The 22,953-nt window shown below is 71.3% G+C and carries 18 protein-coding genes and 1 pseudogene; 11 read left to right on the top strand and 8 right to left on the bottom strand.

Annotated elements, in window-relative coordinates:
* The first annotated feature begins 19 nt into the window (after nucleotides 1–19).
* From HC362_RS32205 to HC362_RS32180, 6 genes and pseudogenes are all read left to right on the top strand, one after another.
* A complete protein-coding gene (locus tag HC362_RS32205) occupies nucleotides 20–3,412 on the top strand; it encodes an amino acid adenylation domain-containing protein (RefSeq protein WP_243087879.1) in 3,393 nt (1,130 codons plus the stop codon).
* Nucleotides 3,413–3,429: 17 nt separating this feature from the next.
* Complete coding sequence (locus tag HC362_RS32200; protein ID WP_243087878.1) at nucleotides 3,430–4,674, top strand: cytochrome P450; 1,245 nt, start codon at nucleotides 3,430–3,432, stop codon at nucleotides 4,672–4,674.
* Nucleotides 4,675–4,733: 59 nt separating this feature from the next.
* Nucleotides 4,734–4,919, top strand: a pseudogene (locus HC362_RS32195) (ferredoxin); the annotation flags it as partial.
* A 188-nt stretch (nucleotides 4,920–5,107) separates the two neighbouring features.
* Nucleotides 5,108–6,295, top strand: coding sequence for a cytochrome P450 (locus HC362_RS32190; protein ID WP_243087877.1), 1,188 nt, complete (start codon nucleotides 5,108–5,110; stop codon nucleotides 6,293–6,295).
* A 126-nt stretch (nucleotides 6,296–6,421) separates the two neighbouring features.
* Nucleotides 6,422–7,252 (top strand): class I SAM-dependent methyltransferase, encoded by an 831-nt coding sequence (locus HC362_RS32185; RefSeq protein WP_243087876.1) that lies wholly within the window; start codon nucleotides 6,422–6,424, stop codon nucleotides 7,250–7,252.
* A gap of 228 nt (nucleotides 7,253–7,480) precedes the next feature.
* On the top strand, nucleotides 7,481–8,527 hold the full coding sequence (locus tag HC362_RS32180; RefSeq protein ID WP_243087875.1) for a polyprenyl synthetase family protein: 1,047 nt from the start codon (nucleotides 7,481–7,483) through the stop codon (nucleotides 8,525–8,527).
* 52 nt (nucleotides 8,528–8,579) lie between these two features.
* Here the strand turns inward: HC362_RS32180 and HC362_RS32175 are convergent, their stop codons facing one another.
* From HC362_RS32175 to HC362_RS32155, 5 genes are all read right to left on the bottom strand, one after another.
* Nucleotides 8,580–9,692, bottom strand: coding sequence for a glutamate dehydrogenase (locus tag HC362_RS32175; protein WP_243087874.1), 1,113 nt, complete (start codon nucleotides 9,690–9,692; stop codon nucleotides 8,580–8,582).
* Nucleotides 9,693–9,841: 149 nt separating this feature from the next.
* Nucleotides 9,842–11,269, bottom strand: a complete 1,428-nt coding sequence (locus tag HC362_RS32170) for a cytochrome P450 (RefSeq protein ID WP_279240188.1) — start codon at nucleotides 11,267–11,269, stop codon at nucleotides 9,842–9,844.
* 220 nt (nucleotides 11,270–11,489) lie between these two features.
* The gene (locus HC362_RS32165; RefSeq protein ID WP_243087873.1) at nucleotides 11,490–12,368 is read right to left on the bottom strand and encodes an alpha/beta fold hydrolase; all 879 of its coding nucleotides are present in this window, start codon (nucleotides 12,366–12,368) and stop codon (nucleotides 11,490–11,492) included.
* A gap of 67 nt (nucleotides 12,369–12,435) precedes the next feature.
* Nucleotides 12,436–13,707 (bottom strand): glycosyltransferase, encoded by a 1,272-nt coding sequence (locus tag HC362_RS32160; protein ID WP_243087872.1) that lies wholly within the window; start codon nucleotides 13,705–13,707, stop codon nucleotides 12,436–12,438.
* 170 nt (nucleotides 13,708–13,877) lie between these two features.
* Nucleotides 13,878–14,801 carry a DMT family transporter gene (locus HC362_RS32155; RefSeq protein ID WP_243087871.1) on the bottom strand — a complete coding sequence of 308 codons (924 nt, stop codon included), beginning with the start codon at nucleotides 14,799–14,801 and terminating at the stop codon, nucleotides 13,878–13,880.
* 425 nt (nucleotides 14,802–15,226) lie between these two features.
* Here HC362_RS32155 and HC362_RS32150 point away from each other — a divergent pair, with 425 nt between their 5' ends.
* Nucleotides 15,227–16,831 carry a TlrC/CarA/OleB/SrmB family ABC-F type ribosomal protection protein gene (locus tag HC362_RS32150; protein WP_243087870.1) on the top strand — a complete coding sequence of 535 codons (1,605 nt, stop codon included), beginning with the start codon at nucleotides 15,227–15,229 and terminating at the stop codon, nucleotides 16,829–16,831.
* Between the two features lie 89 nt (nucleotides 16,832–16,920).
* A complete protein-coding gene (locus HC362_RS32145; protein WP_243087869.1) occupies nucleotides 16,921–17,586 on the top strand; it encodes a class I SAM-dependent methyltransferase in 666 nt (221 codons plus the stop codon).
* Here the strand turns inward: HC362_RS32145 and HC362_RS32140 are convergent.
* Nucleotides 17,567–18,403 (bottom strand): alpha/beta hydrolase, encoded by an 837-nt coding sequence (locus HC362_RS32140; protein ID WP_243087868.1) that lies wholly within the window; start codon nucleotides 18,401–18,403, stop codon nucleotides 17,567–17,569. The two genes, HC362_RS32145 and HC362_RS32140, sit on opposite strands and share 20 nt — an antisense overlap.
* Before the next feature lie 70 nt (nucleotides 18,404–18,473).
* Here HC362_RS32140 and HC362_RS32135 point away from each other — a divergent pair, with 70 nt between their 5' ends.
* Nucleotides 18,474–19,424, top strand: a complete 951-nt coding sequence (locus HC362_RS32135; RefSeq protein ID WP_243087867.1) for a helix-turn-helix domain-containing protein — start codon at nucleotides 18,474–18,476, stop codon at nucleotides 19,422–19,424.
* Nucleotides 19,425–19,479: 55 nt separating this feature from the next.
* Here HC362_RS32135 and HC362_RS32130 read toward each other — a convergent pair whose 3' ends face one another.
* Entirely contained in the window at nucleotides 19,480–20,604 is a 1,125-nt protein-coding gene (locus tag HC362_RS32130; protein WP_243087866.1) for a hypothetical protein, read from the bottom strand.
* Nucleotides 20,601–20,843: a hypothetical protein gene (locus tag HC362_RS32125; RefSeq protein ID WP_243087865.1), complete on the bottom strand. Its 243-nt coding sequence runs from the start codon at nucleotides 20,841–20,843 to the stop codon at nucleotides 20,601–20,603. Before HC362_RS32125 ends, HC362_RS32130 begins: the two co-directional genes overlap by 4 nt.
* Before the next feature lie 312 nt (nucleotides 20,844–21,155).
* Between HC362_RS32125 and HC362_RS32120 the strand changes: the two genes are divergently transcribed.
* Both HC362_RS32120 and HC362_RS32115 read left to right on the top strand, forming a co-directional pair.
* Nucleotides 21,156–22,130: a DUF1731 domain-containing protein gene (locus HC362_RS32120; protein WP_243087864.1), complete on the top strand. Its 975-nt coding sequence runs from the start codon at nucleotides 21,156–21,158 to the stop codon at nucleotides 22,128–22,130.
* A 121-nt stretch (nucleotides 22,131–22,251) separates the two neighbouring features.
* Nucleotides 22,252–22,860 carry a TetR/AcrR family transcriptional regulator gene (locus tag HC362_RS32115; protein ID WP_243087863.1) on the top strand — a complete coding sequence of 203 codons (609 nt, stop codon included), beginning with the start codon at nucleotides 22,252–22,254 and terminating at the stop codon, nucleotides 22,858–22,860.
* Nucleotides 22,861–22,953: the final 93 nt, after the last annotated feature.

The following is a 22,953-nucleotide window of genomic DNA, read 5'->3' as shown; positions in this document are numbered from 1 at the left end:
TACCGGGAGCACACGGCCGATGACGAAAGACTCCGGGGTCCTGTCCGCGCAGATCCGGGAATGGAACGACACCGCGACCGCGTACCCGCGCGACGCGTGCCTGCACGAGCTGTTCGCACGCTGTGCCGCCGCCTGCCCGGACGCGACGGCCGCACGGCACGGAGACCGTCGTCTGACCTACGGCGAACTCGCCCGGCAGTCCCTCGCGTTGGCGCGGCGGCTACGGGCGGCAGGTGTGGGCCCTGGCTCCTTCGTGGGCGTGAGCGGTGGACGCAGCCTCGAGGCTCTGGTGGCGCTGCTGGGCATTCTGCGCGCCGGGGCCGCGTACGTACCGCTGGACGAGAACCACCCGGTGGCCCGGCTGCGGGCCATGGCCGAGGACGCCGAGGTCCGTGCGGTGGTGATGCTTCCCGGAAGCGTGTGCCCACTGCGGGATGTGGACGCCCGGCTGCGGCTCCAGCCGGTGGAGGACGCGTCGAAGTCCTCCGGTGTCCCGCCCGCCGGCACGGCGATTCCGGGTCAGGCCCCGCACGTCGGTCCGGCGCGTGGCCTCGGTGGGATTCCCGGCGGGCCGGAGCGCCACGGTGCGGCGGCCGAGGCCGGGAAGCCCGCGGTGACGGCCGAGGACTGCGCGTACGTGATGTTCACCTCCGGCACCACTGGCCGGCCGAAGCCGGTGGCGGTGCCGCACCGCGGTGTCGTACGCCTCGCCCGGGGAGCGGACCACCTCACCGTTGTGCCCCAGGACCGTGTGCTGCACGGTTACAGCCCTTCCTCGGACGCCTCCACCATCGAGATCTGGTCCGCGCTGCTGAACGGCGCCTGCCTGGTGCTGGTGGACACCGAGGTCCTGCTCACCCCGCACGCCCTGCGTGCGGAGATCGAGGAGTCCGGCGTCACGGTGGCCTTCCTGACCACCGGCGTCCTGCACCACATCGCACGCACCGGCCCCGATACGTTCGCGGGCCTGCGGTTCCTCTCCGCGGGCGGCGAGGCTCTCGACCCGGACCTGACCCGGCGGGTGCTGGCGGAATCCCGGCCCGGGCGGCTCGTCAACTTCTACGGCCCCACCGAGAACACCGTCATCTCCACCGCGCACCTCGTGGACGAGGTGCCGCAGGGCGCCACGAGTGTGCCCATCGGACGCCCGGTCTCCAACTCCTGCTGCTATGTGCTCCGTCCGGACGGTACTCATGCCGATGTCGGTGAGACGGGGGAACTGCTCGTCGGCGGAGACGGCCTGGCTCTGGGGTACCTCGGCGAGGAGGAACTCACCGCCGACCGGTTCATCCCGGACCCCTTCCGCCGCGGTGACGCCCGCGAGGGGCAGCAGGCGCGGGTCTACCGCACCGGGGACCTCGCCTGCTGGCGGCCGGACGGCGCTCTCGAGTTCCAAGGGCGCGCGGACCGGCAGGTCAAACTCCATGGATTCCGCGTCGAGCTGGACGAGGTGGAGAACGCCCTCAGGTCCCACCCCGCGGTCGGGGAGGCGATCGTCGAAGTCGTGGACGGTCCAGGGACCGCACCGCGGCTCACCGCCTGCGTCACCTCGGCCGCGCCGGACCGGCCCGCCGCCCCGCAGCAACTGCGCGCGGCTCTCGCACGCTGGCTGCCGAGGCACGCGGTTCCCGTGGACATCACGGTGCTCGCCGCTTTCCCGGTCGCAGCCAACGGCAAGGTCGACCGGGACGCGTGTGCTCGCCTCGCCGCGGAATCCCGTTCCGCGACCGGGGCCGGGACCGCTGCGACGGGCGGCGAGGAACAGCTCCTGGACGACGGCCCAGCCGCAGCACCGTCACGGAACGGGAAGCATGCACAGGAAACCCGCCCAGGCGATCCGGACGAGCTGCAAGCCGACCCGCTGCGCCAGGCACTGGCCCAGCTGTGGGAGCTCGTCCTGCACGTGCCCGTCGGACCGGACGACAGCTTCTTCGCCCTGGGCGGGGACTCCCTCCAGGCCTCGGAGATGGTGACCCGCGCGCTGCGACTGTTCCAGCTCGACGCCAGGGTCGCCAGCAACCTGGTGCGGAGCTTGTTGCGGAATCCCACCCTTCGCAGCTTCGGCGCCGCCGTACGGGAGGCCCGGCGCGCTCCGGCTGCCACCCAGGGCGAGGCGCCCATGACCACACCGCGGAACACCCCGGATGCGGCGGCGGAGCGGAGTGGGTGGCGCACCGTCGACTTCGATGCGGAGGCGCGGCTGGGTGTGACGCTGCCGCAGAAGCCGGCCGGGGAGCCCGTGCACCAGCCTCCTCGCGAGATCCTGCTGACGGGGGCCACCGGCTTTCTGGGCGCCTTTCTCCTGGACCGGCTGCTGAGGCGCTCCACCGCCCGTGTCCATCTCCCGGTACGCAGCCGCGACAGCGCCCACGCGCTGCGCCGGCTGCGGAGCACCATGGCTCGCTACCGGCTGCCCGGGCCGTCGGAGTGGCCACCGGGGCGGGTCGTGTGTTTCCCTGCCGAGCTGTCGGCACCCGGACTGGGCCTCTGTGAGGACCACGCCCGCAAGCTGTCCGGACACCTCGACCTCATCGTGCACGCGGCAGCCCAGGTCAACTTCCTCTACCCGTACGAGCAGCTCCGCGCTGCCAACGTCGAGGGAACCCGGGAGATCGTGCGGCTGGCCGCACCGCGCCGGGTGCCGGTGCACTTCGTCTCCAGCATCGCGGTGGCCGCCGGTTTCGGCAGCGCGGGGGTACGGCACCTCGACGAGGACCGGCCCCTGGAGTACGCCGACCGGCTGACCATGGGCTACGCCGAGTCCAAGTGGGTCGGCGAGCGGCTGCTCCAGGACGCGGCGGACGCCGGGCTTCCGGTGGCCGTCCACCGCCCGTACGAGATCACTGGCGAACGGCACACCGGCATCTGCAACACTCAAACCGCGATCTGTTCGCTCTTCCGCGCCATCGCCGAGATCGGTCTGGCTCCGGACCTCGACCTCCCGCTGGATTTCGTGCCGGTGGACCACGTCGCGGAAGCGCTCACGCACATCGTGCTGACCCGCCCGGCGGAGCGCCACGTCTACCACCTGACGAACCCCCGCCCCGCCGCGCTCGCCGACATGGTCGAGCGGATGCGTGCCGCGGGCTACCGCATCGGCACACTGCCCTACGCCGACTGGGTCGGCGCGCTGGTGCGGCACGTGGCCGAGAACCCCACGAGCCCGACAGCGCCGTTCGTGCCGCTGTGCGTCGACCAGGCGCACAAGTCCCGGCTGAGCGTCAAGGAACTGTACGTCAACGGCGTCTTTCCGCAGCTCGGCCGCCGCAACGTCGAGCGGGCACTGGCCGGCTCGGGACTGCACTGTCCTCCCGTGGACGACGCACTGCTGGACCGATATCTCGAGCACTTCTTCCAGATCGAGTATCTGCGCCGCCCACGGACCTCCGCTCCGCCCGTGCCGGCCACCTGACCGCCTTGGGAGTCGCGATGACCGACACCACCATCGAGTCGAGCGCCGCGGGGCACGCACCCGACGGCCCCGGCGGCGCACTCACCGGCCAGGCGGTCTTTCCGCTGCCGCGCGAGAGCCTGTTGGAACCGCCGTCGATGCTGGCCCGCTGGCGCCAGGAGCATCCCGTGCACCGGGTCGCGCTGCCCGGGAACCGGCACGCCTGGCTGGTGACGCGTTACGCCGACGCCCGGGCCGTACTCGCCGATCCCCGATTCAGTTCGCGGTCCGAGCGGCCCGGCTTCCCCACCGTCCAGGCCGATCCGATCCTCTCCGTACCGGGCGCCTTCCTCGACTACGATCCGCCCGAGCACGGCCGCCTGCGCCGCATGCTGACCAAGGACTTCACACCCAAGCGGGTCGCGGCGCTACGGCCCGCGGTCGAGCGCATCACCGGCGGCATCCTGGACGAACTGTGCGCACACGGGCAACCCGCGGACCTCGTCGAGGGGTTCGCTCTGCCGCTGCCCGTCGCGGTGATCTGCGAGGTGCTGGGAGTCCCGTTCGAGGACCGGTGCCTCTTCCAGGAGTGGGGGCGGCTGATCGGCAGCCTCACCGCATCGTCCGACGAGGTGAACACCGCCATCACGGAGATCGACGCGTACTTGCGTGAGCTGCTCGCCGCCAAGGGTGCCGACCCGCAGGACGACATGCTGAGCCGTCTGGTCGCAGGCGTCCGAGCGGGCGGGACCACGCAGGACGAGGCGGTCGGTATGACGATGATGCTGCTGGTGGCCGGGCACGATCCGGCCTCCAAGGCGCTCGCGCTGGCCGTCGTCCACCTGCTCGACCAGCCGGACGAGCGGCGTGGACTGTTGGCGGATCCCGACCGGCTGCCCGCCCTGGTGGAGGAACTGCTGCGCTATCTGTCGCCGTTCCACACCGCCTTCCGGCAGGCCACCGAAGACGTCACCGTCGGGGAGGTCACCGTACGCGCCGGGGAAGGGGTGCTGGTGTCCTATCTGGCCGCCGACCACGATCCGGAAGCCTTCGCGGAACCGGGCCGACTGTGCCCCGGCCGGGAGCGGCGCCACCATCTCGCCTTCGGATACGGCGTCCACCAGTGCCTGGGGCAGCACCTGGCGCGGCTCGAGTTGACGGTCGCGCTGCGGGAGTTGTTCCGCCGGCTGCCCGGCCTGCGGCTGGCGGAACCGGTGGCGGCGCTCGGCTTCGCGGAGCGCGGCGTCGCCGACGGGCCTGCCGCCGTCCCGGTGACGTGGTGAGCCCGGCTGCCGGCCAGGACACGGAGGAGTTCGCCGACTCCCCTTGTCGGCCTCCGGAGCTGCGGGTCGCTGCGGACGAGGAGGTGTGCTGCGGGGCAGGGCAGTGCGTCCTGGAGGCTCCGGAGGTCTTCGCCCAGCGCGAGGAGGACGGCATCGTGCGGCTCCTCGACCCCGCGCCGCCGCTGCACCTGCGGGCACAGGTCGAAGCAGCCGCAGATCTGTGCCCGGCGCGCGCCCTCACCGTACGACCAGGGCCGGGCGCACGGAGCCGAGACGACCCGGGCCCGTCGCTATCCGCGCCCCGCGACCAGTTCGGCCACTGACCGCAACGGCACCAAGCGAAGCCAACTGCCGTCGGAACGCCGCCGCGGCCGACACCCGCCCGATGGCCGGTCATCTGCCGGCCGGAAGACATGCGAAGGACCAACTCGCCATGGACGCATCCACACTGACCTTTCCGTTCGGCTATCGAGGCGATGAACTCCCTGCCGTGCTGCGGCGACTCCAGGCCGAGGAACCGGTCGCCCGGGTGAAGGCCGCGGACGGCGCCCCGGCTTGGCTGGTCACCAGTTATGAGCTGATCTGCACCATCCTGCGGGACACCCGGTTCAGCCTCAGCCGGACCGCGGACCAGCTCTCGGCCCAGCGGGACCCCGCCGGTTTCCCGCCTGTCGCGGTCCGAAGTATGCGCACGCTCACCGAGTGCGGGCTGCGGGACGAGGTGATGCGGCACATGGGGCCCGGCCAGCAGACGGTGCCCACCTCGTGGATGGCCGACCGCGCCCGGCAGCGGGCGGCCGAGATGGCGCGGCAGCCGCAGCCGGTGGATCTGCTCGCCCATTTCGCCCGGCCGTTCACCCTGGACGTCGCATGCCGCCAGCTGGGCGTCCCCCGCGAGGACGGTGACTTCCTGGCCGAACAGGTCGAGGAGGACCTCAACTTCGGTGCCCGCTCCACCAGGCAGGGCGAGGAAGTGTGGGCGGGCTTCTACACCTATCTGCCGAAGCTGCTCGCCCCCGGGAAAGAGCCGGGGGGCGGACTCCTCGGGGACATCGCCAAGGCGGCGCGTGAGCGCCAGGTGCTGTCCGAGCAGACGCTGGTGGACCTCTCGGCCATGCTCGTCATCTCCGCTGTCGGCAACCCGATGGCCGTGCTCACCAGCGCCTCCCGCCTGCTGCTGCGGCACCCGGCGGTGGCGCGGCGCCTGCGTGCCGAGCCCGAGCTGTGGCCGGCAGGGGTGGACGAACTCCTGCGGCACGTCATCACAGTCGGAGGCGGGCTGGCCAGGGTCGCGACCGAGGATGTACAGCTCGGCGATGCATCGATCGAAGCCGGTGATCTCGTACTGATCGCCACCGACGTCGCCGGGTTCGATCCCGCCGCGTACGCCGACCCCGAGCGGCTGGACCTGGAGAGGCCCGACGCCGCGGGGCATCTGGCTTTCGGCGGTGGACGGCACTACTGCCCGGCCTCGCAGTTCAACCGGACCGTCCTTGCCACCGCGCTGGAGGCGCTGCTGACCACCCTCCCGGACCTGCGTCCCGCCGCGCCGCTCGACGAACTGGAGTGGCTTCCCGACCGGCACGTGCTCCTGCCCCGTGCCCTCCCGGTGACCTGCTGACCCGCTGACCCGCCGACCTGCTGACCCGCTGACCCGCCGACCCGCCGACCGTATTCCCGCCCCGCTCAGCGTCCTTGAAGGGCTCCGGCTCCGGCGCTCGACCGTGACGCTCCCCGTAGGGAAGAGATGAACACTCAGAACTCTTCAGCCACCGACCCGGCCACCGGCTTGGTCATCGACCCGATCGCCGACCCGGTCACCGATGGATCTCATGCCACGTCGTGGACCGACGAGACGGTGGCCACGTCCTACTCCACCATCTCCGGTTCGACCGACTGGGCCCTCGGCTATCCCTTCGTCTTCCGTGCCCTGGGCCTGGCGGCCCTCGGGGAGGGGACGCTGCTCGACTACGGCAGCGGGCCAGGGTCCGTCGCCGACCTGGTGGCCCGGCGGTACGGGGTGCGGGTGCTGGCGGCCGACATCTCCGAGGCCATGCTGGAGACCTCCAGGGCGCGCGCCAACCCCGCGATCGAGCACCACCTCATCACCGGGGACCGGCTCGCCGTGCTGCCGGACGCCTGCGCGGACCGCGCCATGTGCAACTTCGTACTGGTCTGCGTACCCAGCCAGGAGCGGCTGGCGCAGATCTTCGCGGAGGTGCACCGGCTGCTCCGTCCCGGTGGCTCCTTCACCATTCTCAACCCCGACCACGCGCGGGTCGGTGTGGAGTTCGACTGCTTCCGGCTCGGCGAGCCGGGCGTCGAGTACGCGCCCGGTGACCCGTTTCCCGTCCGTCTGAAACAGCAGGACGGCTCGTGGTTTCCCATCACCGACTTCTTCTGGCCCGGTGAAATCTACGAAGAGCTGCTGCGCAAGGCCGGATTCAGCAGCGTGGACCGCCGGGCCCCTGTGCTGGCCGACGCGCACGGGGTAGCCGATCCCGCGCTGCTCGCTTCCCGTCCATGGAAGGCGGAGCAGAGCGTTCCACCCTTCCTCCTCTTCACCGCGACCAAGTGAGACCTTCCCCGCTCGGTGACCGCACCGTGGGCCGCGCCCCGAGCAGATCCGCGATTCATGAACTCACGAGCATTCGACGCGTTCAACACGCCCACACCCGCTGACACTTTCGGAGCCCCGCCGTGGTGCGTTCTGCTGGAACGGACGTGCTGCGAAGCCCGAGAGTGACTGGCCGGGGCGCGCCCCGCACCCGCGCTGCGGACCGGCCGCGCAGAAAGGGGAGCTGTGGTGACCGCGGCGGTAACCGGTGAGCGCGGCGAAGAGCTGCGGGTCCGAGCGGACGAGCTCCTGGCCACGGCCCGGGCCCAAGTGGGCCCGCGCCTGCGGGAGCTGGTGGAGAACCGACTCGCCGCGGTGGCAGCCGAGGCCCGCTACCACCTGGGGTGGCGGGACGAGCAGGGCAGGCCGGTGGCCCGGGGCGGAGGAAAGGCCGTCCGGCCGGCCCTCTGCCTGGCCGCGGCGGCGGCGGTGGGTGGCTCGGCGGAGCGCGCCGAGGCGCCAGCGGTGGCGGTGCAGTTGGTGCACGAGTTCTCGCTGCTGCACGACGACATCGTGGACGGGGACCGTACGCGACGAGGCCGGCCCTCGGTGTGGGCCGCTTTCGGGATCTCGTCCGGGCTGCTGTGCGGAGACGTGCTCCTGGCTTTGGCGTTCGAGTCTCTTGCGGAGTCCAGGACAGGCGCGCTCGGGCTCGGGGAGCTGGCCCGCACCGCTGTCGAGCTGGGCGAGGGCGAGGCCGAGGACGTGGCCTTCGAGCGCCGGCCGCGCGCGGCGCCTCAGGAGTACGCCGCGATGGCCGCCGCCAAGACCGGTGCGCTGATGCGCTGCGCCTGTCTCCTGGGGGCCTCAGCAGGCGGAGCTGAGGAGGAACGGGCCCGGGAACTGGGCGCGTTCGGGCGGCACCTGGGGGTGGCCTTCCAGATCGCCGACGACCTGTTGGGGGTCTTCGGTGATCCGCGCGTGACGGGAAAGCCCGTCGGTAGCGATCTGGCCGCGCGGAAGAAGTCCCTGCCCGTAGTTGCCGCACTGTGCGCCGACGGGGAGGCGGCGCAGGAGCTGGCCGACCTCTTCGACCGTGCGGGGGCGCTGGGGCCGACCGAGGTGGAGCACGCCGCCGCACTGGTGGAGCGGGCCGGAGGTGCCCGGGTCGCTCGGCGGGAGGTCACTCACCGTCTCGCCCTCGCCCACAGCGCGCTGGCCCGCGCCCTACCCGCCCCGGCCGCCCGCCGCGACCTGCTGGCCCTGGCTCATCTGCTCACCCATCGCGACCGCTGACGCGTACGGGAAACCCCCGGAGCACGCCGTAGTGGGCCGGTTCACGGGTCGTTCATGGGTCGAGCGGGTCCCACCACCAGGTGATGGAGGGGATCGGTGGTGGGGAGGTGTCGGCGGGCGGGGTCCGTGTCCAGGAGCCGGTGGTGGTGACAGCGCCGGGTGAACGGCCGTCGGGGTTGCGGTAGCGGTCGGCGCTCAGGCCCCATTCGAGGTTTCCGGGCACCAGGTGGTCGAGATGGTCCAGGTACGCGCGCAGCGGTCCACTCGCACGGGGACCGACCCTCTCACGGAGCTCTACGTAGCGGTGAGTGAGCCGGTTGCACAGCTCCGTCGCCGCCCGCAGTGCTTCCCACTGGGTGCAGCCGCGTTCGCGGCGCAGGATCTCCACGAGGCCGAGTCCGGATGGCGGAGCGCCTTCGTGGCGGGCGACCCACAGTTCCTTGCCGTAGGAGAAGAGGTCGTCGTCGAAGGCGGCGGTGGTGAAAGCGAGTTCGGTCAGGGCTCGTACGAGGGGGGAGGACAGCTCCCGGTCGGGTATCTCCTCTCCGTCGATGATCTCCGCCCAGGCCAGCGTGGCTGCGCCCGCCGCGGTGTGCTGACGCAGGTGGGCGTAGTCGTTGAGCGCCGGTGTGCTGTGTGCGGCGCGGTGACCGAACTCCCACAGCATGGCGAGGAACCAGGCCCGGTGTGCTTCGACGCAGCGCCGCATCTGTGTGGGAGTGGCCCACCGGTGTGCTCGCAGCGCCAGGTCCAGTGTCGGCGGCATCAGGGTTGCGATGGTTTCATCGGGGCTGTCCACCCGCACCTCAGGAACCTCCAGGACCCGTACGAGCCTGGCGGTCAGGTCGGTGAACCGGCCCGCGCGATCGGTGGCGGGCCGCGCGTGTCCCTCGTCGTACACGTCGTCGAGGTGGAACATCAATGTGCACCAGTCCACCGCCAGTTGCAGCCGTTCGGCCGGGGCCCGGGGCATGATCCGCCCGTAGAAGCCGGGGCAGTCGTTGCCGCGCATCCGGGTCTTTTGCCGGGGCGTCAGCGCTGGTGCGAACTGGGTGATCCAGTCGGCGGTGTGCCGGGCCAGCGCTGCCTCTTCGGGGTGGCGTGCGGTGGGCAGGGGGCAGTAGCGGGGCGGGAGTTCGATCGAGAGGGTGTCGGCGGTGCGCATGCGGTGCCTCGCGGAAGGGCTCGGTTGCGGCGATTGCGGGGGGTGTGGGTTCGAGGGCGGCCGTCAGCGGACCGTCGGGCCTGCTGGACGGTGCTGCGGGCTACGGACCAGGGACGGTGCCGTGGCGTTGACGTGGGGAGCCGTGGTGTTCACGCTTGCCCCTTCTCCGCCGTACGCGCGTCCCGGGCGGAGATCTCCATCAGCAGACGGCGAGGGCGCAACGCGGTGGACAGAGCCACCGGGCGCACATCGCTGCCGGGAGCGCGCCGCAGCCGCCACCGGCCGACGATGGCGGCGAGCAACAGCGTGCTCTCGGTGAGGCCGAAGGCTTCGCCGGCGCACTTGCGGGCGCCGCCGCCGAAAGCGGCGAAGGCCCCTTTGGGCAGGTTACGGGCGCGCTCGGGCAGCCATCTGTCCGGGTCGAAGGCGTCGGGGCGGTCGTACAGCCCAGCGCGCCGGTGCACCGCTGGAGCGCAGAAGGCCACGGTGGTCCCGGACGGCAGCTGGTACCCGCCCAGCTCCGACCGTTCGGTGGTGACCCGGGTGAACAGCCAGCCCGGCGGATACAGACGCAGCGCCTCCGTCACCACCCGCCCTGTGTACGGCAGCTCGCGAACGCTCGCTCCGGTCGCGGGCCCGCCTCCAAGCACTGTGTCGACTTCCCGGTGGAGCCGGGCCAGCGCCTCGGGGGCACGGTCCAGCAGGTACAGCGCCCAGGACACGGCCGCGGCGACGCTGTCGGAACCGGCGGCCAGCATGGTCAGGACCTGGTCGTGGATCTCGGTGTCGTCCAGGCTGCCACCGCCGGGTGCCTCGGGCTCGTTGTGTGTCGTCCCGCTGTGTGTCGTCTGGTCGCGTGCGGAGATGAGGGCGGAGAGCAGATCGCCGCGGTCAGTGCCGCCACTTCGGTACTCGGCGACCAGGTTCTCGATGCCGTGCCGCAGGCCGGCCACGGCGCGGTCGAACCTGCGGTTGACGGGCAGTGGCAGGCGTTGCAGGGGCTGCGGCAGGAACATCCGGGCGGTGAGCTGGTTGAGCACCGTCTCCACCGACTCCCTGAACCCTGCCGCAGCATCGGCGTCGAGCCGCGTGGCGAACAGGCTGCGCAGCACCGTGCGCAGGGCGGTGCCGTACAGCGCACCGTAGACGTCGACGACCTGCCCGTGCTCCCACTCGCCCGTCAGCGTGACGGACTCCTGCTCCATCACCGTCGCGTACCGTTCCAGCCGCTCGGGGTGGAAGGAGGGCTGGATGAGCCGCCGCTGTCTGCGGTGCTCGTGGTACGGGCAGCTGCCGACCCCGTTGCCGATCGTCCCGCGTACCCGGTCGAAGAAGGGGCCGCCCTTGTCGAACGTACGATCGTCGGTCAACACCTGCCACAACAGATCGGGATGGCAGGGAACGCAGGCTCGTACCGGCCCGAGGCGCACCTCCACCAGGTCACCACGCCCGGACAAGGACCCCGCGAACCGCAAGGGGTTACGCATCATCGGCCAGGCATGCCCGAGCAGCGGCAACCGTCCCGGAGCACGGGGTAAATCAGTAATCCGCGAGGTCGAACCGCGCAACAGGCACACCACCAGTCCGGCGGCCCCACAGGGCCACCCGCTACATCAGCCTGATGCCATTACTGGCTTTCTCCCCCTCATCCATCTTTCTCACTGGCGAGCGAAGGAGAGCAACCCGCGGTCGGCGCGGAGGTGTTGAACGTGTTGAAAGCTGCCCCAGGGACCGGCGATACGGAGCGTCGTGACCACCGCACCCTCGGCCCAGCGCGCTACGACAGCGTGGATGTTTTCAGCCGTCCGCCTCCGCACGTCGGCTGAGGAGCCGCCAGAGGATCGACTCGGCATGAGTCCATAGCAGCGCCCCGCCGGTCCCCTGCACGACGTGGTGCCGAGCACCGGGCATCCGGGTCGCGAGCAGTGCCCCGTTGTCTGGCGAGTGGCTGGTGTCCCGCTCGCCGTACCAGATGTCGGTCGGGACGGCGATCCGGTCGAGCGCGAACGGCCACCGTCCCATGGCCAGAACCGTGTCGCGGGCGTAGCCGGCAGCACCCTGCACGAACCCCTCGTCCAGAGCCCGGCGGTAGACAGCCGCGAAATCAGGGTCCTGGTACACGGCGAGGTCGCACTCCGGGCTCCGGGCCATGACCATGCCCCACATCGCCTCCGCGGTGAAGCCCGCGAAGAACGCCTCGGCACCGGCCGGATCGCAGGCAGTCCGCTCAACCAGACCGCGCAGCTCCGGCTCCAGAACAGCAGCGAACTCCGGCGCAGCGACCTCGTCCGCACCGGAGACGACCGCCAGCGCCGAGGCGACCCCCTCGGCAGCGCAGGCGAGAGCGAACGGCGCGCCTTGCGAGTTCCCGACAACCGCCGGACACCCCAGACCTCGTATCGCACAGAGCTGACGCATGTCCCCGGCGAAGTCGGCGAAGCCGCGTCCGAGCGCGGGCGTCGAGGCACCGAGTCCCGGGCGATCCACAGAGACGAGACGCACTCCCAGCGCCTCGACGACGCCCGCGCCGAAACCGAGCCACCGGCTCGTCGCCGCACCCGGACACAGCAGCACAGGCACCCCGTCCGACGGACCCCACTCGGCCCAGCCGAGCAGCCGCCCGTCGGACAGACGGCTCTCCCCCACCCTGGCTGGAACATCGGCGTATGCAGTCATGATCGACATCATGGCCGTGGAGCAGTACAGCTCGCACTCGACTTTCACCGCAGCCGCGGGAACGGGCTCACCTCGCCTGATGCCGTCTCGCGGTCCGGTGCCACACGGGAAGCAGGTCCTCTTCGAAGACCTGGGACCAACTCGGGTGCCTGAGCCGCGCCGACTCCGCTGCTCGCTGCCCCATGGCCTCTCGCGCCTGTGGGTGCGCGAGCAGATCCTCGAGCGCCCTGGCCCAGCCCTCCGGGGTGTCGTGCGACACCACGATGCCGTCCCGGCCGGGCTCGGCCAGCCACTGTGTGGTGTTGGCACCCTGCGGCAGGAGTACAGGCAGGCGGCTGGCCATCGCCTCGGCGACGACATTGCCGACGGTTTCCGTGTGCGACGGGAAGACGAAGACGTCACAACCGGCGTACACCCGGGTCAGCAGGTGCTGCGGCTGTGGTCCCAGCCGCGTCACGTCCGGGCCCAGCAGCCTGGCGACGCGGTCCTCGTCGGCACCGGAGCCGACCACGACCAGATGGACCGCGCGGCCCCGTCGCCTGAGTCGATGAACCGCTTCCGCGGCGAGTACGGCACGCTTGGAGTCGTCCACCCGGCCGACGAAAAGTACCAGCGGCCGGTCCGCGGGGACCCGGTGGAGACGGACCAGTTCTCCCCTGGCCGCCGGGTCGGGCCGGAACCGCTCGTGATCGACGCCCCGCCGCAGCATCGATACCCGGTCGGGGCCGGTCACCGCGCTGATCTCCTCCCGCCCGCCGGGCGAGGCAGCCAGCACCCGGTCACACATGCGCAGCAACCTCTCGTGCCGGCGCCGTGCCAGTCTCCGCACCACATCCGGCAGGCCGCTCCCGGGGCCGCACGCGCACCGGGACAGACCCGGCACCCTGTCGAGGGTCTGGCGGGCATAGACGGACGCCAGCGCCGGAACATCGGAGTGCACGGAGCAGATCAGCCCCGGCCGCTGCGGCGGTGGGATTCTGCGAAAGAGGCGAACCGCCGTCGAGGAGAAGGCGAAGGCATGGGTGAGGTGCCAGATGTCGTGCCGCGGCAGCAGTCCGGCGAGACGAGGGTGAAACGGAGAAAGATCCGTGACGTCGACGCCGCTCATCCCGGGCATGAGGACCCTGGCGCTGAACACCGGTCGCAGGGAGATGAAGCGCACCCGCGGCGAGAGCTCCTCGACCCCCTCGCGCCGTCCGAGTACGTAGACGGTCAGGTCGAGGTCGTCCGAACCGACGGCCCGATGTGCCGCCGCCTCCGCGAACCGCTCCCAGCACTTCACGTGCCCGCCCGCCGAGCCGCTCCTGCACAGTTCCACCAGGACCGCGACGGAGGGCACGTCAGGAGGCGGCGGAGCAGGACCCAACGGTGCGCGCCGGAGGAAGGGCATGGTCCAGGGGTACCCGACTCGGACCAGGTCGTACCCGGGAGTCGATCTGAAGGCTTACGCAAGTGCGAGCCGCTGTCCTGAGAGGGTATGGGGAGTCATCTGTGCGCGGCGTCAGCGGCTCACCGCTGCCGGCCAGTACCCCGGGCCTCCTCCGACACGGAGGACGCTCGTCGTTGTGCCGCCTGCTGCTCGTGCAATGCCGCCACCACCGCAGAGGTGTCCAGACACACGATGCCGACAACGGTGGCAGCCACCCCCACCACGGTGAGCGCGGTCACCGGCCAGCCGATGTCGAGCGCTTCGCCGAACAGGGCGGTGCCGACCACCACGGCGACGAGAGGTTCGGCCGTATCGATGACGGTGACTGTGGCAGCCAGCGGACCTTCCTGGAAGGCGCTCTGGATGAGCAGCAGTCCCGCGATGCTGGCGACCACCAGCAGGTAGGTCTGCCAGGCTGAGAAAACCGGGCCGGCACCCTGCTCCATGCGGGCGACAGTGGCGGCGAGCAACACCGACTGAAATCCCATCACCGCACCGCCCGCCAGCGCCATGCAGGACGCACGCCAGACTGGGGACACGAACCGACGGGCCAGCAGAGCACCGGCCACCGTGGCAGCGACCGCGCCGAGGGCCGTCGCCCACCGGCCGAGGTCGGCCACCGCCGGATCACCGCCGTGCGGACGAGCGGTGACCAGGGCCGTCGCCAGACCCGCCGTCACAGCGAGCGTGCCGAACCACTCCCTGGCCCCCAGTCGTGTCCGGCACAGACGCGCCGACAGCGGGACGGCGAACACCAGTTCGCAGACGATCAGCGGCTGCACGAGGCTGAGCGGCCCGAAAGCCAGCGCCAGGGACTGGAAGCCATAGGCAAGGACAGCGAGTCCGATACCGCACAGCCACATGGGCTGCCGCACCAGATGCCACAACAGCTGCCATGACATCCACTCCCGGTCCGGCCGTACGCCGGCCGAACGCTGCTGGAGCACACCGGCCAGCGCGAAGCAGGCACCCGCAGCGAGCGCGACGACAACGGCGACGAACATGCGGTACCTGGACTTCCGCGCCCCTTCTCGACCTGGGCAGGCTGTTCTGCGTCTTCGGGTCGGGCATCCGGCTGACCTGGTGCGGCGACCGTGAGCAGTCTATCGACGCAGCCGCATCCGAGCGGAAGGCGCCGCGCAACGTAGCGAGACCAGAGGACGCCCACCGCGCCATCGGTCACAGCGATCGGGTCCGGGGCCTCGAGGAGACAGAGGCGGTGGTGCACCCCTGGGGCCCACAACAGCGAATGGGCGAGGCGAGACGTTTCGTCTTGCCAAATCCCCGGCCCTGCCGTACCTTCGTGCCCATGGGTTCCCTGTGAGTCAGCTGGCGCCGACCGCGTAGAGCACCGCTCCGCCGTCGTCGCGCCCCGCCGTGCAGTCATCCGCTTCATTCCGGCCTGTCCCGGGCCAGGAGGGACCGACCCATGCGCACCTCACAGCTCACCCTTCGCGGCGTCACCAAGCGCTACACCGGCCGCACCGTCCTCGACCAGGTCTCGTTTGCCCTCAAGCCAGGCGAGAAGGCCGGACTCATCGGCGACAACGGCTCCGGCAAGTCCACGCTCCTCAAGCTCATCGCGGGACAGGAGCGCCCGGACGACGGCGAGTTGACCGTGACCGCCGCCGGCGGCATCGGCTACCTGCCGCAGATCCTCCCGCTCCCACCGACCGCCACCGTTCAAGAGGCCATCGACCTGTCGCTCGCGGATCTCCGCGCCCTGGAGGCGGAGCTGCACCGGGTCGAGCAGACACTTGGCGACGGGGGCGGCCTCGACACGTACGCCGCCCTTCTCGAGCGCTACGAGGCCCGGGGCGGCTACGGCGCGGACCACCGTGTGGACACGGCGCTGTACCACCTCGGCCTGCCCGCGCTGCCCCGCGATCGCCGCCTCGGCACGCTCTCCGGCGGCGAGCGCTCCCGCCTCTCCCTGGCCGCGGTCCTGGCAGGCCGCCCGGAACTGCTGCTGCTCGACGAGCCGACGAACGACCTGGACGACGAGGCCGTCGCCTGGCTGGAGGAGCAACTGCGGGCCCACCGCGGGACGGTGCTCGCCGTCACGCACGACCGCGTCTTCCTCCAGCGTCTGACCACCACGATCCTGGAGGCCGACGCGGGAAGGATCACACGCTACGGAGACGGCTACGCCGGGTACCGGGCCGCCAAGGCCGCCGACCGTCGCCGTCGACTGCGGGAGTACGAGGAGTGGCGCGCGGAGTTGGCCCGCAGCGAGCGGCTGGCAGCGAGCGGCGCCGCCCGCCTCGACGGCATTCCGCGCAAGATGCCGCTGGCCAACTTCGGCCACGGCGGCTTCCGTGCACGCGGCCGCGCGCACGGCGCGATGGTACGCGTCCGCAACGCCCGCGAGCGCGTCGAGCGCCTGACGGCGAACCCGGTGACTCCGCCTGCCGACCCGCTGGCCTTCACAGCCCGCATCCGCACTGCGGCCGAGTCCGGCGAAGCCACCGAGCTCACCGGGGTACGGGTAAGGAACCGGCTCCGCCTGGACTCGCTCATCCTCGGCCCCACCGACCGGCTGCTGGTGACCGGCCCCAACGGCGCGGGCAAGACCACCCTGATCCGGCTGCTGGCCGGTGAGCTGCGGCCGGACGAGGGCTCGGTACGCGTGCCGGGCACGGTCGGCCATCTGCGCCAGGGCGAGACGCCGTGGCCGCCGAGGCTGACGGTGGCGGAGGCCTTCGCGCTGGGCCGGCCCGGCTCTGCCGACGACCACGCCGAAGCCCTGCTCCGTCTCGGTCTCTTCCGCCCGGCGGAACTGCACCTGTGCGTCGGTGACCTCTCGTACGGCCAACGCCGACGCATCGACCTGGCCCGCCTGGTCTCGGACCCCGCCGACCTGCTCCTCCTGGACGAGCCGACGAACCATGTCTCCCCCGCCCTGGTCGAGGAACTGGAGGAGGCCCTGGTCGGGTACCCGGGGGCGGTGGTACTGGTGACGCACGACCGGGCGCTGCGGGGGCGGTTCGAGGGGAAGCGGCTCGCGCTGGAGGCGGGCGCGGTCATGGTGTGAGGGTTCCGACGGCTCGGTTCGTCCGCCCCGGGGCGTCGGGGCATCAGGGTTAGGATTCCTGCCCCAGGTGCGAAGAAGGGCGGGAGAGGGTGGGCGACGACCCCGAGCGGGAACTGGCCGACGTCCAGCGAGAGCACTGGCAGCACACCTACGACGCCCACCCGGACATGTACGGGCAGCAGCCCAGCGCACCCGCTCGCCACGCCCGCGCCGCCTTCCGGGCAGCCGGAGCGGAGCACATCCTGGAGCTCGGTGCCGGGCACGGCCGCGACACCCTGTTCTTCGCCCGCGAAGGCTTCACCGTCCAGGCCACCGACTTCTCCGCCACCGGCCTGGAACAGCTCCAGCAGGCCGCCCGCGACCAGGGGATCGCCGACCGGGTGACCACCGTGGTGCACGACGTGCGGGAGCCGCTGCCGCTCCCGGACACGTCGGTCGATGGCGTCTTCGCGCACATGCTGCTGTGCATGGCCCTGTCGACCGGGGAGATCCACGCGGTGGTCGATGAGGTCCGCCGCGTGCTACGGCCCGGGGGCACCTTCGTGTACACCGTCCGGCACACCGGCGACGCCCACTACGGCACCGGCACGGCACACGGAGACGACATCTACGAGCACGGCGGCTTCGCGGTGCACTTCTTCCCCCGCCGCCTGGTCGACGCCCTCGCCGAAAGCTGGACCCTCAACGAAGTCCACGCCTTCGAGGAGGGCGAACTGCCCCGCCGTCTGTGGCGTATCACCCAGACCGCGCCGTGAAGAAGTCGGTGAGGGCTCCGGCGATCCTGCCCGGCGCGTTCTCGGTGGGGATGTGGTCCGCGTCCGGGATGCGTATGAGCGTGGTGTGCGGGATCTCCGCGGCGAACCGCTCGGCGTACTCGACCTTCTCGTGCCCGTCGTCCTCGCCCCAGATCAGCAACTTGGGAGCTGTGGACCGCCGCAGCGCGGGAACGAGCTCAAGGGTGTAGCGGCTGTCGGCCGCGGCCGCCATCGCCCTCCAGGAGCGGCGTACCCGCGCATCGGTCCATGGATCCACGTACTCCGCGACCCGCTGCTCGGTGGCGGCACCCGCCAGCGACGCCGTCACCGCCTGCCGACGGGCGGCGAGCACGTCCTCGGCAGTGGCCTCCGGACCCCGGAACCGGGCCACGTGGGGCGCCGGCCAGGAGTCGTAGAGGACCGAGTTGACCAAGGCCAGCCGGGTCACCTCCAGCCGGTCGTGGACGAGGAGATGCTGGGCGATGGCGCCGCCGATGTCATGGCCGGCCACGGCGACCGGTCCGGAGAGCTCCAATGCGGACGCGAATCGCACTACCCATTCCGCAAGGGCCGGGACCGTGGCCGTTTCCGCGGTGAGCTCGCCTCCCGAGCGCCCGAGGCCGGGGAGGTCGACCGCGAGGGGTCGCAGTCCCGCATCAGCGAGGTGGTCCAGCACGGGCAGCCAGACCCGGCTCCAGTACGTGCCGTGGAGCAGCAGGACGGGCGGACCGCCCTGCCCTGCGGTCAGGTAGCTGGCAGGTTCACCGTCGACCCGGACTTCGGTCCGCGACGCTCCCGTCTCGGTGGTTTCACTCATGGGACCACTGTGACCGGAGCCGGCCTCCCGTCCGAGAGTCCAGAAAGACACCCATGGGTATATTCCTGCCATGCGTCTTCACCGAGTGGTGGCACTTCTCAATCCGCCCCAGTCACCCTTCGAGCTCGCCTGTGCCGCCGAGGTCTTCGGCTCGGTGGTGCACGACGTGCCGACGCGCTACAGCTTCCAGGTCTGTGCCGAGCGCCCCGGGCCCCTGCGGACCACTGTCGGTTACACGATGCTCGTCGAGGCTGATCTCGCGGCCCTGCAGGAGGCGGACACCGTGGTCGTCCCCGGCTGGCAGCCGCCCGGCGGACCTGTGCCGTCGACCGTCACCGACGCGCTGCGGGCCGCCCACCAGCGCGGAGCGAGGATCGTCGCCATCTGCACGGGGGCCTTCGTCCTCGCTGCGGCCGGACTGCTCGACGGTCGCCGCGCCACCACCCACTGGCGCAGCAGCGCGCGACTCGCCGCCGCCTTTCCCAAGGTGCGAGTGGACTCCGATGTGCTCTTCGTGGACCACGGCGACGTGGCGACGAGCGCCGGAACCGGAGCGGGCATCGACCTGTGTCTGCATCTGGTGCGTGCCGACCACGGTGCCGCCTACGCCGCCCAGATCGCGCGGAACATGGTCCTGCCGCCGCACCGGGAGGGCAACCAGCTCCAGTACGCCACCCGGCCGGTTCCGGCCAAGGCGGACGAGTCACTGGCGCCGCTGCTGGAGTGGGCCACCTCCCGGCTCGACACCCGGCTGACTCTCGATCGCCTCGCCGCCCGCGCCGGGCTGTCCAGCCGGACCCTCGCCCGGCGGTTCACCGAACAGCTCGGCACCAGCCCCGGCCAGTGGCTGCTCGGCCGGCGCCTCGACGCGGCACGGGTACTGCTGGAGCAGACCAGCCTGCCGGTCGAAACCATCGCCGCCCGGGTCGGACTCGCCTCGGCGGTCAGCCTTCGCCGACATTTCCGTACGCACTTCGGCACCACTCCTGGCGCCTACCGGCGGACCTTCGGCGAGACCTGACCGCACGCCCGGGCGTCGAAGCCGTTGAGGACGGGCAGGCGGGACGGCGGCTCCATCAGTTGTTCCAAGGTGGTGTGGGGCTGGGGCCGGTCCGCGGCACGGGGGTGGGCGAGGGGCTGGACGGCGGGGCGGGCGGGCCGGGAGGCCGTACCGGGGTCGCCGGCTCGGGGTCCACTTTCCAGGGGTCCTTGGGCAGAGCGGCGTCGAGGAAGGCCTGATTGCGCTGGGACCAGAGGGCCATCGGGTTCTGCGGGTCGAGCTTGCCCCAGTCGTTGCTCGCTTTTCTCTTGGCCAGCGCCGCTTCCCACTGTTCCAGGTCGCTCCCCTGGTACAGCTGGGTGAGCATCGGCACGTCGTAGCGGATGTTGTAGTGCCCTTTCGCCTTGTCATCGGTCACCTTGGAGTAGGCGCCCATGATCGCGGCGATGTACCGGATCGATCCCTCGTCGCTCTTGAGTATCTTCTCGCGCTCCCACACTGCTCTGCGGGGCAGATAGCCCCGGTTCTCGATCTGGTTGACGAGCGGGAAGTCGACATGGACCTTGCCAGGGCCGAACGACGCGTTCTTCACCTCGGTGCCGACACCGGTCCCGGCGAGCATGCCGGTGGGGATCCCCTTCACGTTCTCCATCGCCTCCCAGGCGATCGCGGCGGCAATCGCCTGAGGGGAGATGTTCCACTTCCGGGCCTCCGCGATGATGCTCTCGCGGTGTGCGGCGATCCAGCTGAGGACGGCGTCCTCCTTGGGCGAGAACGGGGTGCCGTCGGGGCGCAGCCGGCCCGCGCGGGGCAGCAGGTTGGCGTCCCACAGCTCGATGGACAGTTCCACCGGATCGGTGGGGGGCGGCTGGCCCGGCACCGGTGTGGGAACGGCCTCCTCGGGCAGCTTCCAGAAGGTGCCCTCGACGGTGCACAACTGGGCGCCGTCCCCGGTCTTCTGCATGTGGTGCACCCGGGTCTGGCGTGTCTGCAACTCCGTCGTCTGGGTACGCACGCGCTGGGCGAGGGTGCGAACACGCGAGGCGGGTGAGGTGTCGACGCGCATCCTGTTCAGCTCTTCCCACAGATCCCCGGCGAGCTGTTCGAGCAGGAACGCGGCGCGCGCGTGCCGGCTCACCAGGGTGTCGAAGGCCGGCATCTTGGCACCGGAGAAGTTCGGATTGCCCACCGGATGGGTCATGGCTTCCCCGGCATCGCAGCGAGCTTCTCCTGGGCGTCCCTGACCGCCTTGGCGAGCTGGGCCTGCAACTCGCGCTGGTCGGCCCGTACGGCGTCATGGAACCGCCGCGCGACGGGGCCGACCCAGGCTTCGTCGTCCATGGCACTCACGGAAGCGTCCAACGCGTGCCAGCAGTCGTCCGAAAGACGCTGAATGCGCCGCACGGTGCGCTGTGCCTCTTCATAGGCGCTGTCGGTCATCTGTCCCCTCCCTGCACGGAAAGCTACGGCCGACGCGACCGGCCGTCGTCACCCACCGGTTCGAACCCGGCCTCAACTTCCGCGGTATGCGCTCCGCCGGGAGCGGTATGCGTGCCGTATGCGCGCCCCCGGCCCTGGAGCGGTATGCGCGCCGCCGGGAAGGGTCGGTCCGGCCACGAAGGCGGTACGCCCCACGCGGCGAGCCACCGGCGTCGACTTGCCCGGCCGACGGCCATGCCACACGCCGCGCCCGTTCGGGCGGGTCGTACGCTCGCTCTACGACGTGAGACGTCACGGTGAGGGGGAGGGCCAGTGAAGGTCGTGCTGCCGGGAGGGACCGGTCAGGTGGGCGGCGTGCTGCGCCGAGCGCTGACCGCAGCGGGCCACGAGGCCGTGGTTCTGACCAGACGCCCGGTGCGGGACGGCGAAGTCCAGTGGGACGGCCGGACGCTGGGCCCATGGGCGGAGGCGGTCGACGGCAGTGACGTCGTGATCAACCTTGCGGGACGCAGCGTCAGCTGCCGCTACACCGACGAGAACCTCCGCGCCATGATGGACTCGCGCGTGGACTCCGCACGGGTCGTGGGCGAGGCGATCGCCGCCGCCCGCAAGCCGCCCTCCGTCTGGCTCCAGATGAGCACCGCCACCCTGTACGCCCACCGCTTCGACGCGCCGAACGACGAGGCCACCGGGGCGATCGGCGGAGACGAACCCGGCGTCCCCGACTACTGGGCCTACAGCGTCCGGATCGCGCGGAACTGGGAGCGGGAACAGGAGCGGGCCGCGACGCCGCACACGCGCAAGGTGGCCTTGCGGGCGGCGATGGTGATGAGCCCGGACCGCGGTGGCGTCTTCGACTACTTGCTGTGGCTGACGCGGCTCGGCCTCGGCGGACCGGTCGCGGGCGGCGCGCAGTACGTGTCCTGGATCCACGACCGTGACCTCGTTCGCGCCGTGGAGTTCCTGATCGCGCGCGACGACATCACCGGGCCGGTCAACCTCGCGGCTCCCGACCCGCTGCCGCAGCGGGAGTTCATGCGCGCGCTGCGCGGCGCCTGGGGCATGCCGGTCGGCCTGCCCGCCACGCGGTGGATGGCCGAAATCGGTGCCTTCGTTCTCCGCACCGACACCGAACTCCTCCTCAAGAGCCGCCGCGTAGTGCCCGGACGGCTGACCGACGCCGGGTTCACCTTCGACCACGGCGCCTGGCCGGACGCGGCAGCCGACCTCGTACGCCGAACGCGCCGCGAGCGGTCCCGCTCACGACGCACGGCAGCGCATCCCTGACGACACCTGAGCCCACCCCCGGCCGGCACCGCCCAGGTCCGAGCCGGCCAGAGGCGATGCCACCGCACTGCACAGGGGCCGATATTTGACTGTCCAGTCTCGAAAGCCGTACGGTTCCGACATGGCGCGAACCAAGGAATTCGACCCGGACGCCGCCCTGGACGCGGCGATGCGCTTGTTCTGGCGCAAGGGCTACGAGGGGACATCCACCAGCGACCTGACGAACGAGCTGGGTATCGCGCGGGCCAGTCTGTACGGAACCTTCGGGTCCAAGCACGCGCTGTACCTGGCCGCCCTCGACCGGTTCCTCTCCGGCGCCGCGGGGCCGACCCCCGCCGACATCCTGGCCTCCCGTGAATCCGCGCTGGATTCGGTCCGCGACCTGCTGGAGACCAGCGCGGTGCCCCCGAAGGGGGACACGCCCGCGGGGTGTTTCGCGGTCAACGCCACCGTGGAGCACGGTGACACCGACCCCGAGATCTCGCGGCGCACCGCGGACAATGTCAGTCGCCTGGAGACGGCACTCTACGGCGCCCTCCTCCGGGCGCGCGCCGAGGGTGAGCTGGCGCCCGATGTCGACCCCAAGTCGGCGGCGACCATGCTGGCCGGGCTCAACCACGGCCTGAAGGTGCTCGCACGGGCAGGCGAGAGCCAGAGCGACCGCATCCGCACAGCGATCACGTCGGCGATGTCGATGCTCGGCGCCCCCTCCCGCACCGGCAAGGACTGACCACCCCACCCGTCGAAAGACGGGTCAGACCAGGCGGTGGGAGCAGCACGCCCTCTTTCTAGACTGGCCAGTCTCGAAAGAGCTCACCTCCCA

Origin of the sequence: Streptomyces sp. 891-h, from assembly GCF_022760275.1 — a bacterium.
Lineage (GTDB): Bacteria > Actinomycetota > Actinomycetes > Streptomycetales > Streptomycetaceae > Streptomyces > Streptomyces spirodelae.
The sequence above is the reverse complement of the archived record's forward strand: the minus strand, read 5'-3'. Positions and strand labels throughout refer to the sequence as shown.

Coding starts and splice junctions, on each gene's coding strand:
- HC362_RS32185 (WP_243087876.1), top strand. CDS start 6,422: ATGAACACTCAGAACTCTTCAGCCACCGACCCGGCCACCGGCTTGGTC.
- HC362_RS32130 (WP_243087866.1), bottom strand. CDS start 20,604: ATGACCCATCCGGTGGGCAATCCGAACTTCTCCGGTGCCAAGATGCCG.
- HC362_RS32155 (WP_243087871.1), bottom strand. CDS start 14,801: ATGTTCGTCGCCGTTGTCGTCGCGCTCGCTGCGGGTGCCTGCTTCGCG.
- HC362_RS32175 (WP_243087874.1), bottom strand. CDS start 9,692: ATGCGCACCGCCGACACCCTCTCGATCGAACTCCCGCCCCGCTACTGC.
- HC362_RS32125 (WP_243087865.1), bottom strand. CDS start 20,843: ATGACCGACAGCGCCTATGAAGAGGCACAGCGCACCGTGCGGCGCATT.
- HC362_RS32165 (WP_243087873.1), bottom strand. CDS start 12,368: ATGACTGCATACGCCGATGTTCCAGCCAGGGTGGGGGAGAGCCGTCTG.
- HC362_RS32190 (WP_243087877.1), top strand. CDS start 5,108: ATGGACGCATCCACACTGACCTTTCCGTTCGGCTATCGAGGCGATGAA.
- HC362_RS32115 (WP_243087863.1), top strand. CDS start 22,252: ATGGCGCGAACCAAGGAATTCGACCCGGACGCCGCCCTGGACGCGGCG.
- HC362_RS32135 (WP_243087867.1), top strand. CDS start 18,474: ATGCGTCTTCACCGAGTGGTGGCACTTCTCAATCCGCCCCAGTCACCC.
- HC362_RS32205 (WP_243087879.1), top strand. CDS start 20: ATGACGAAAGACTCCGGGGTCCTGTCCGCGCAGATCCGGGAATGGAAC.
- HC362_RS32140 (WP_243087868.1), bottom strand. CDS start 18,403: ATGAGTGAAACCACCGAGACGGGAGCGTCGCGGACCGAAGTCCGGGTC.
- HC362_RS32200 (WP_243087878.1), top strand. CDS start 3,430: ATGACCGACACCACCATCGAGTCGAGCGCCGCGGGGCACGCACCCGAC.
- HC362_RS32150 (WP_243087870.1), top strand. CDS start 15,227: ATGCGCACCTCACAGCTCACCCTTCGCGGCGTCACCAAGCGCTACACC.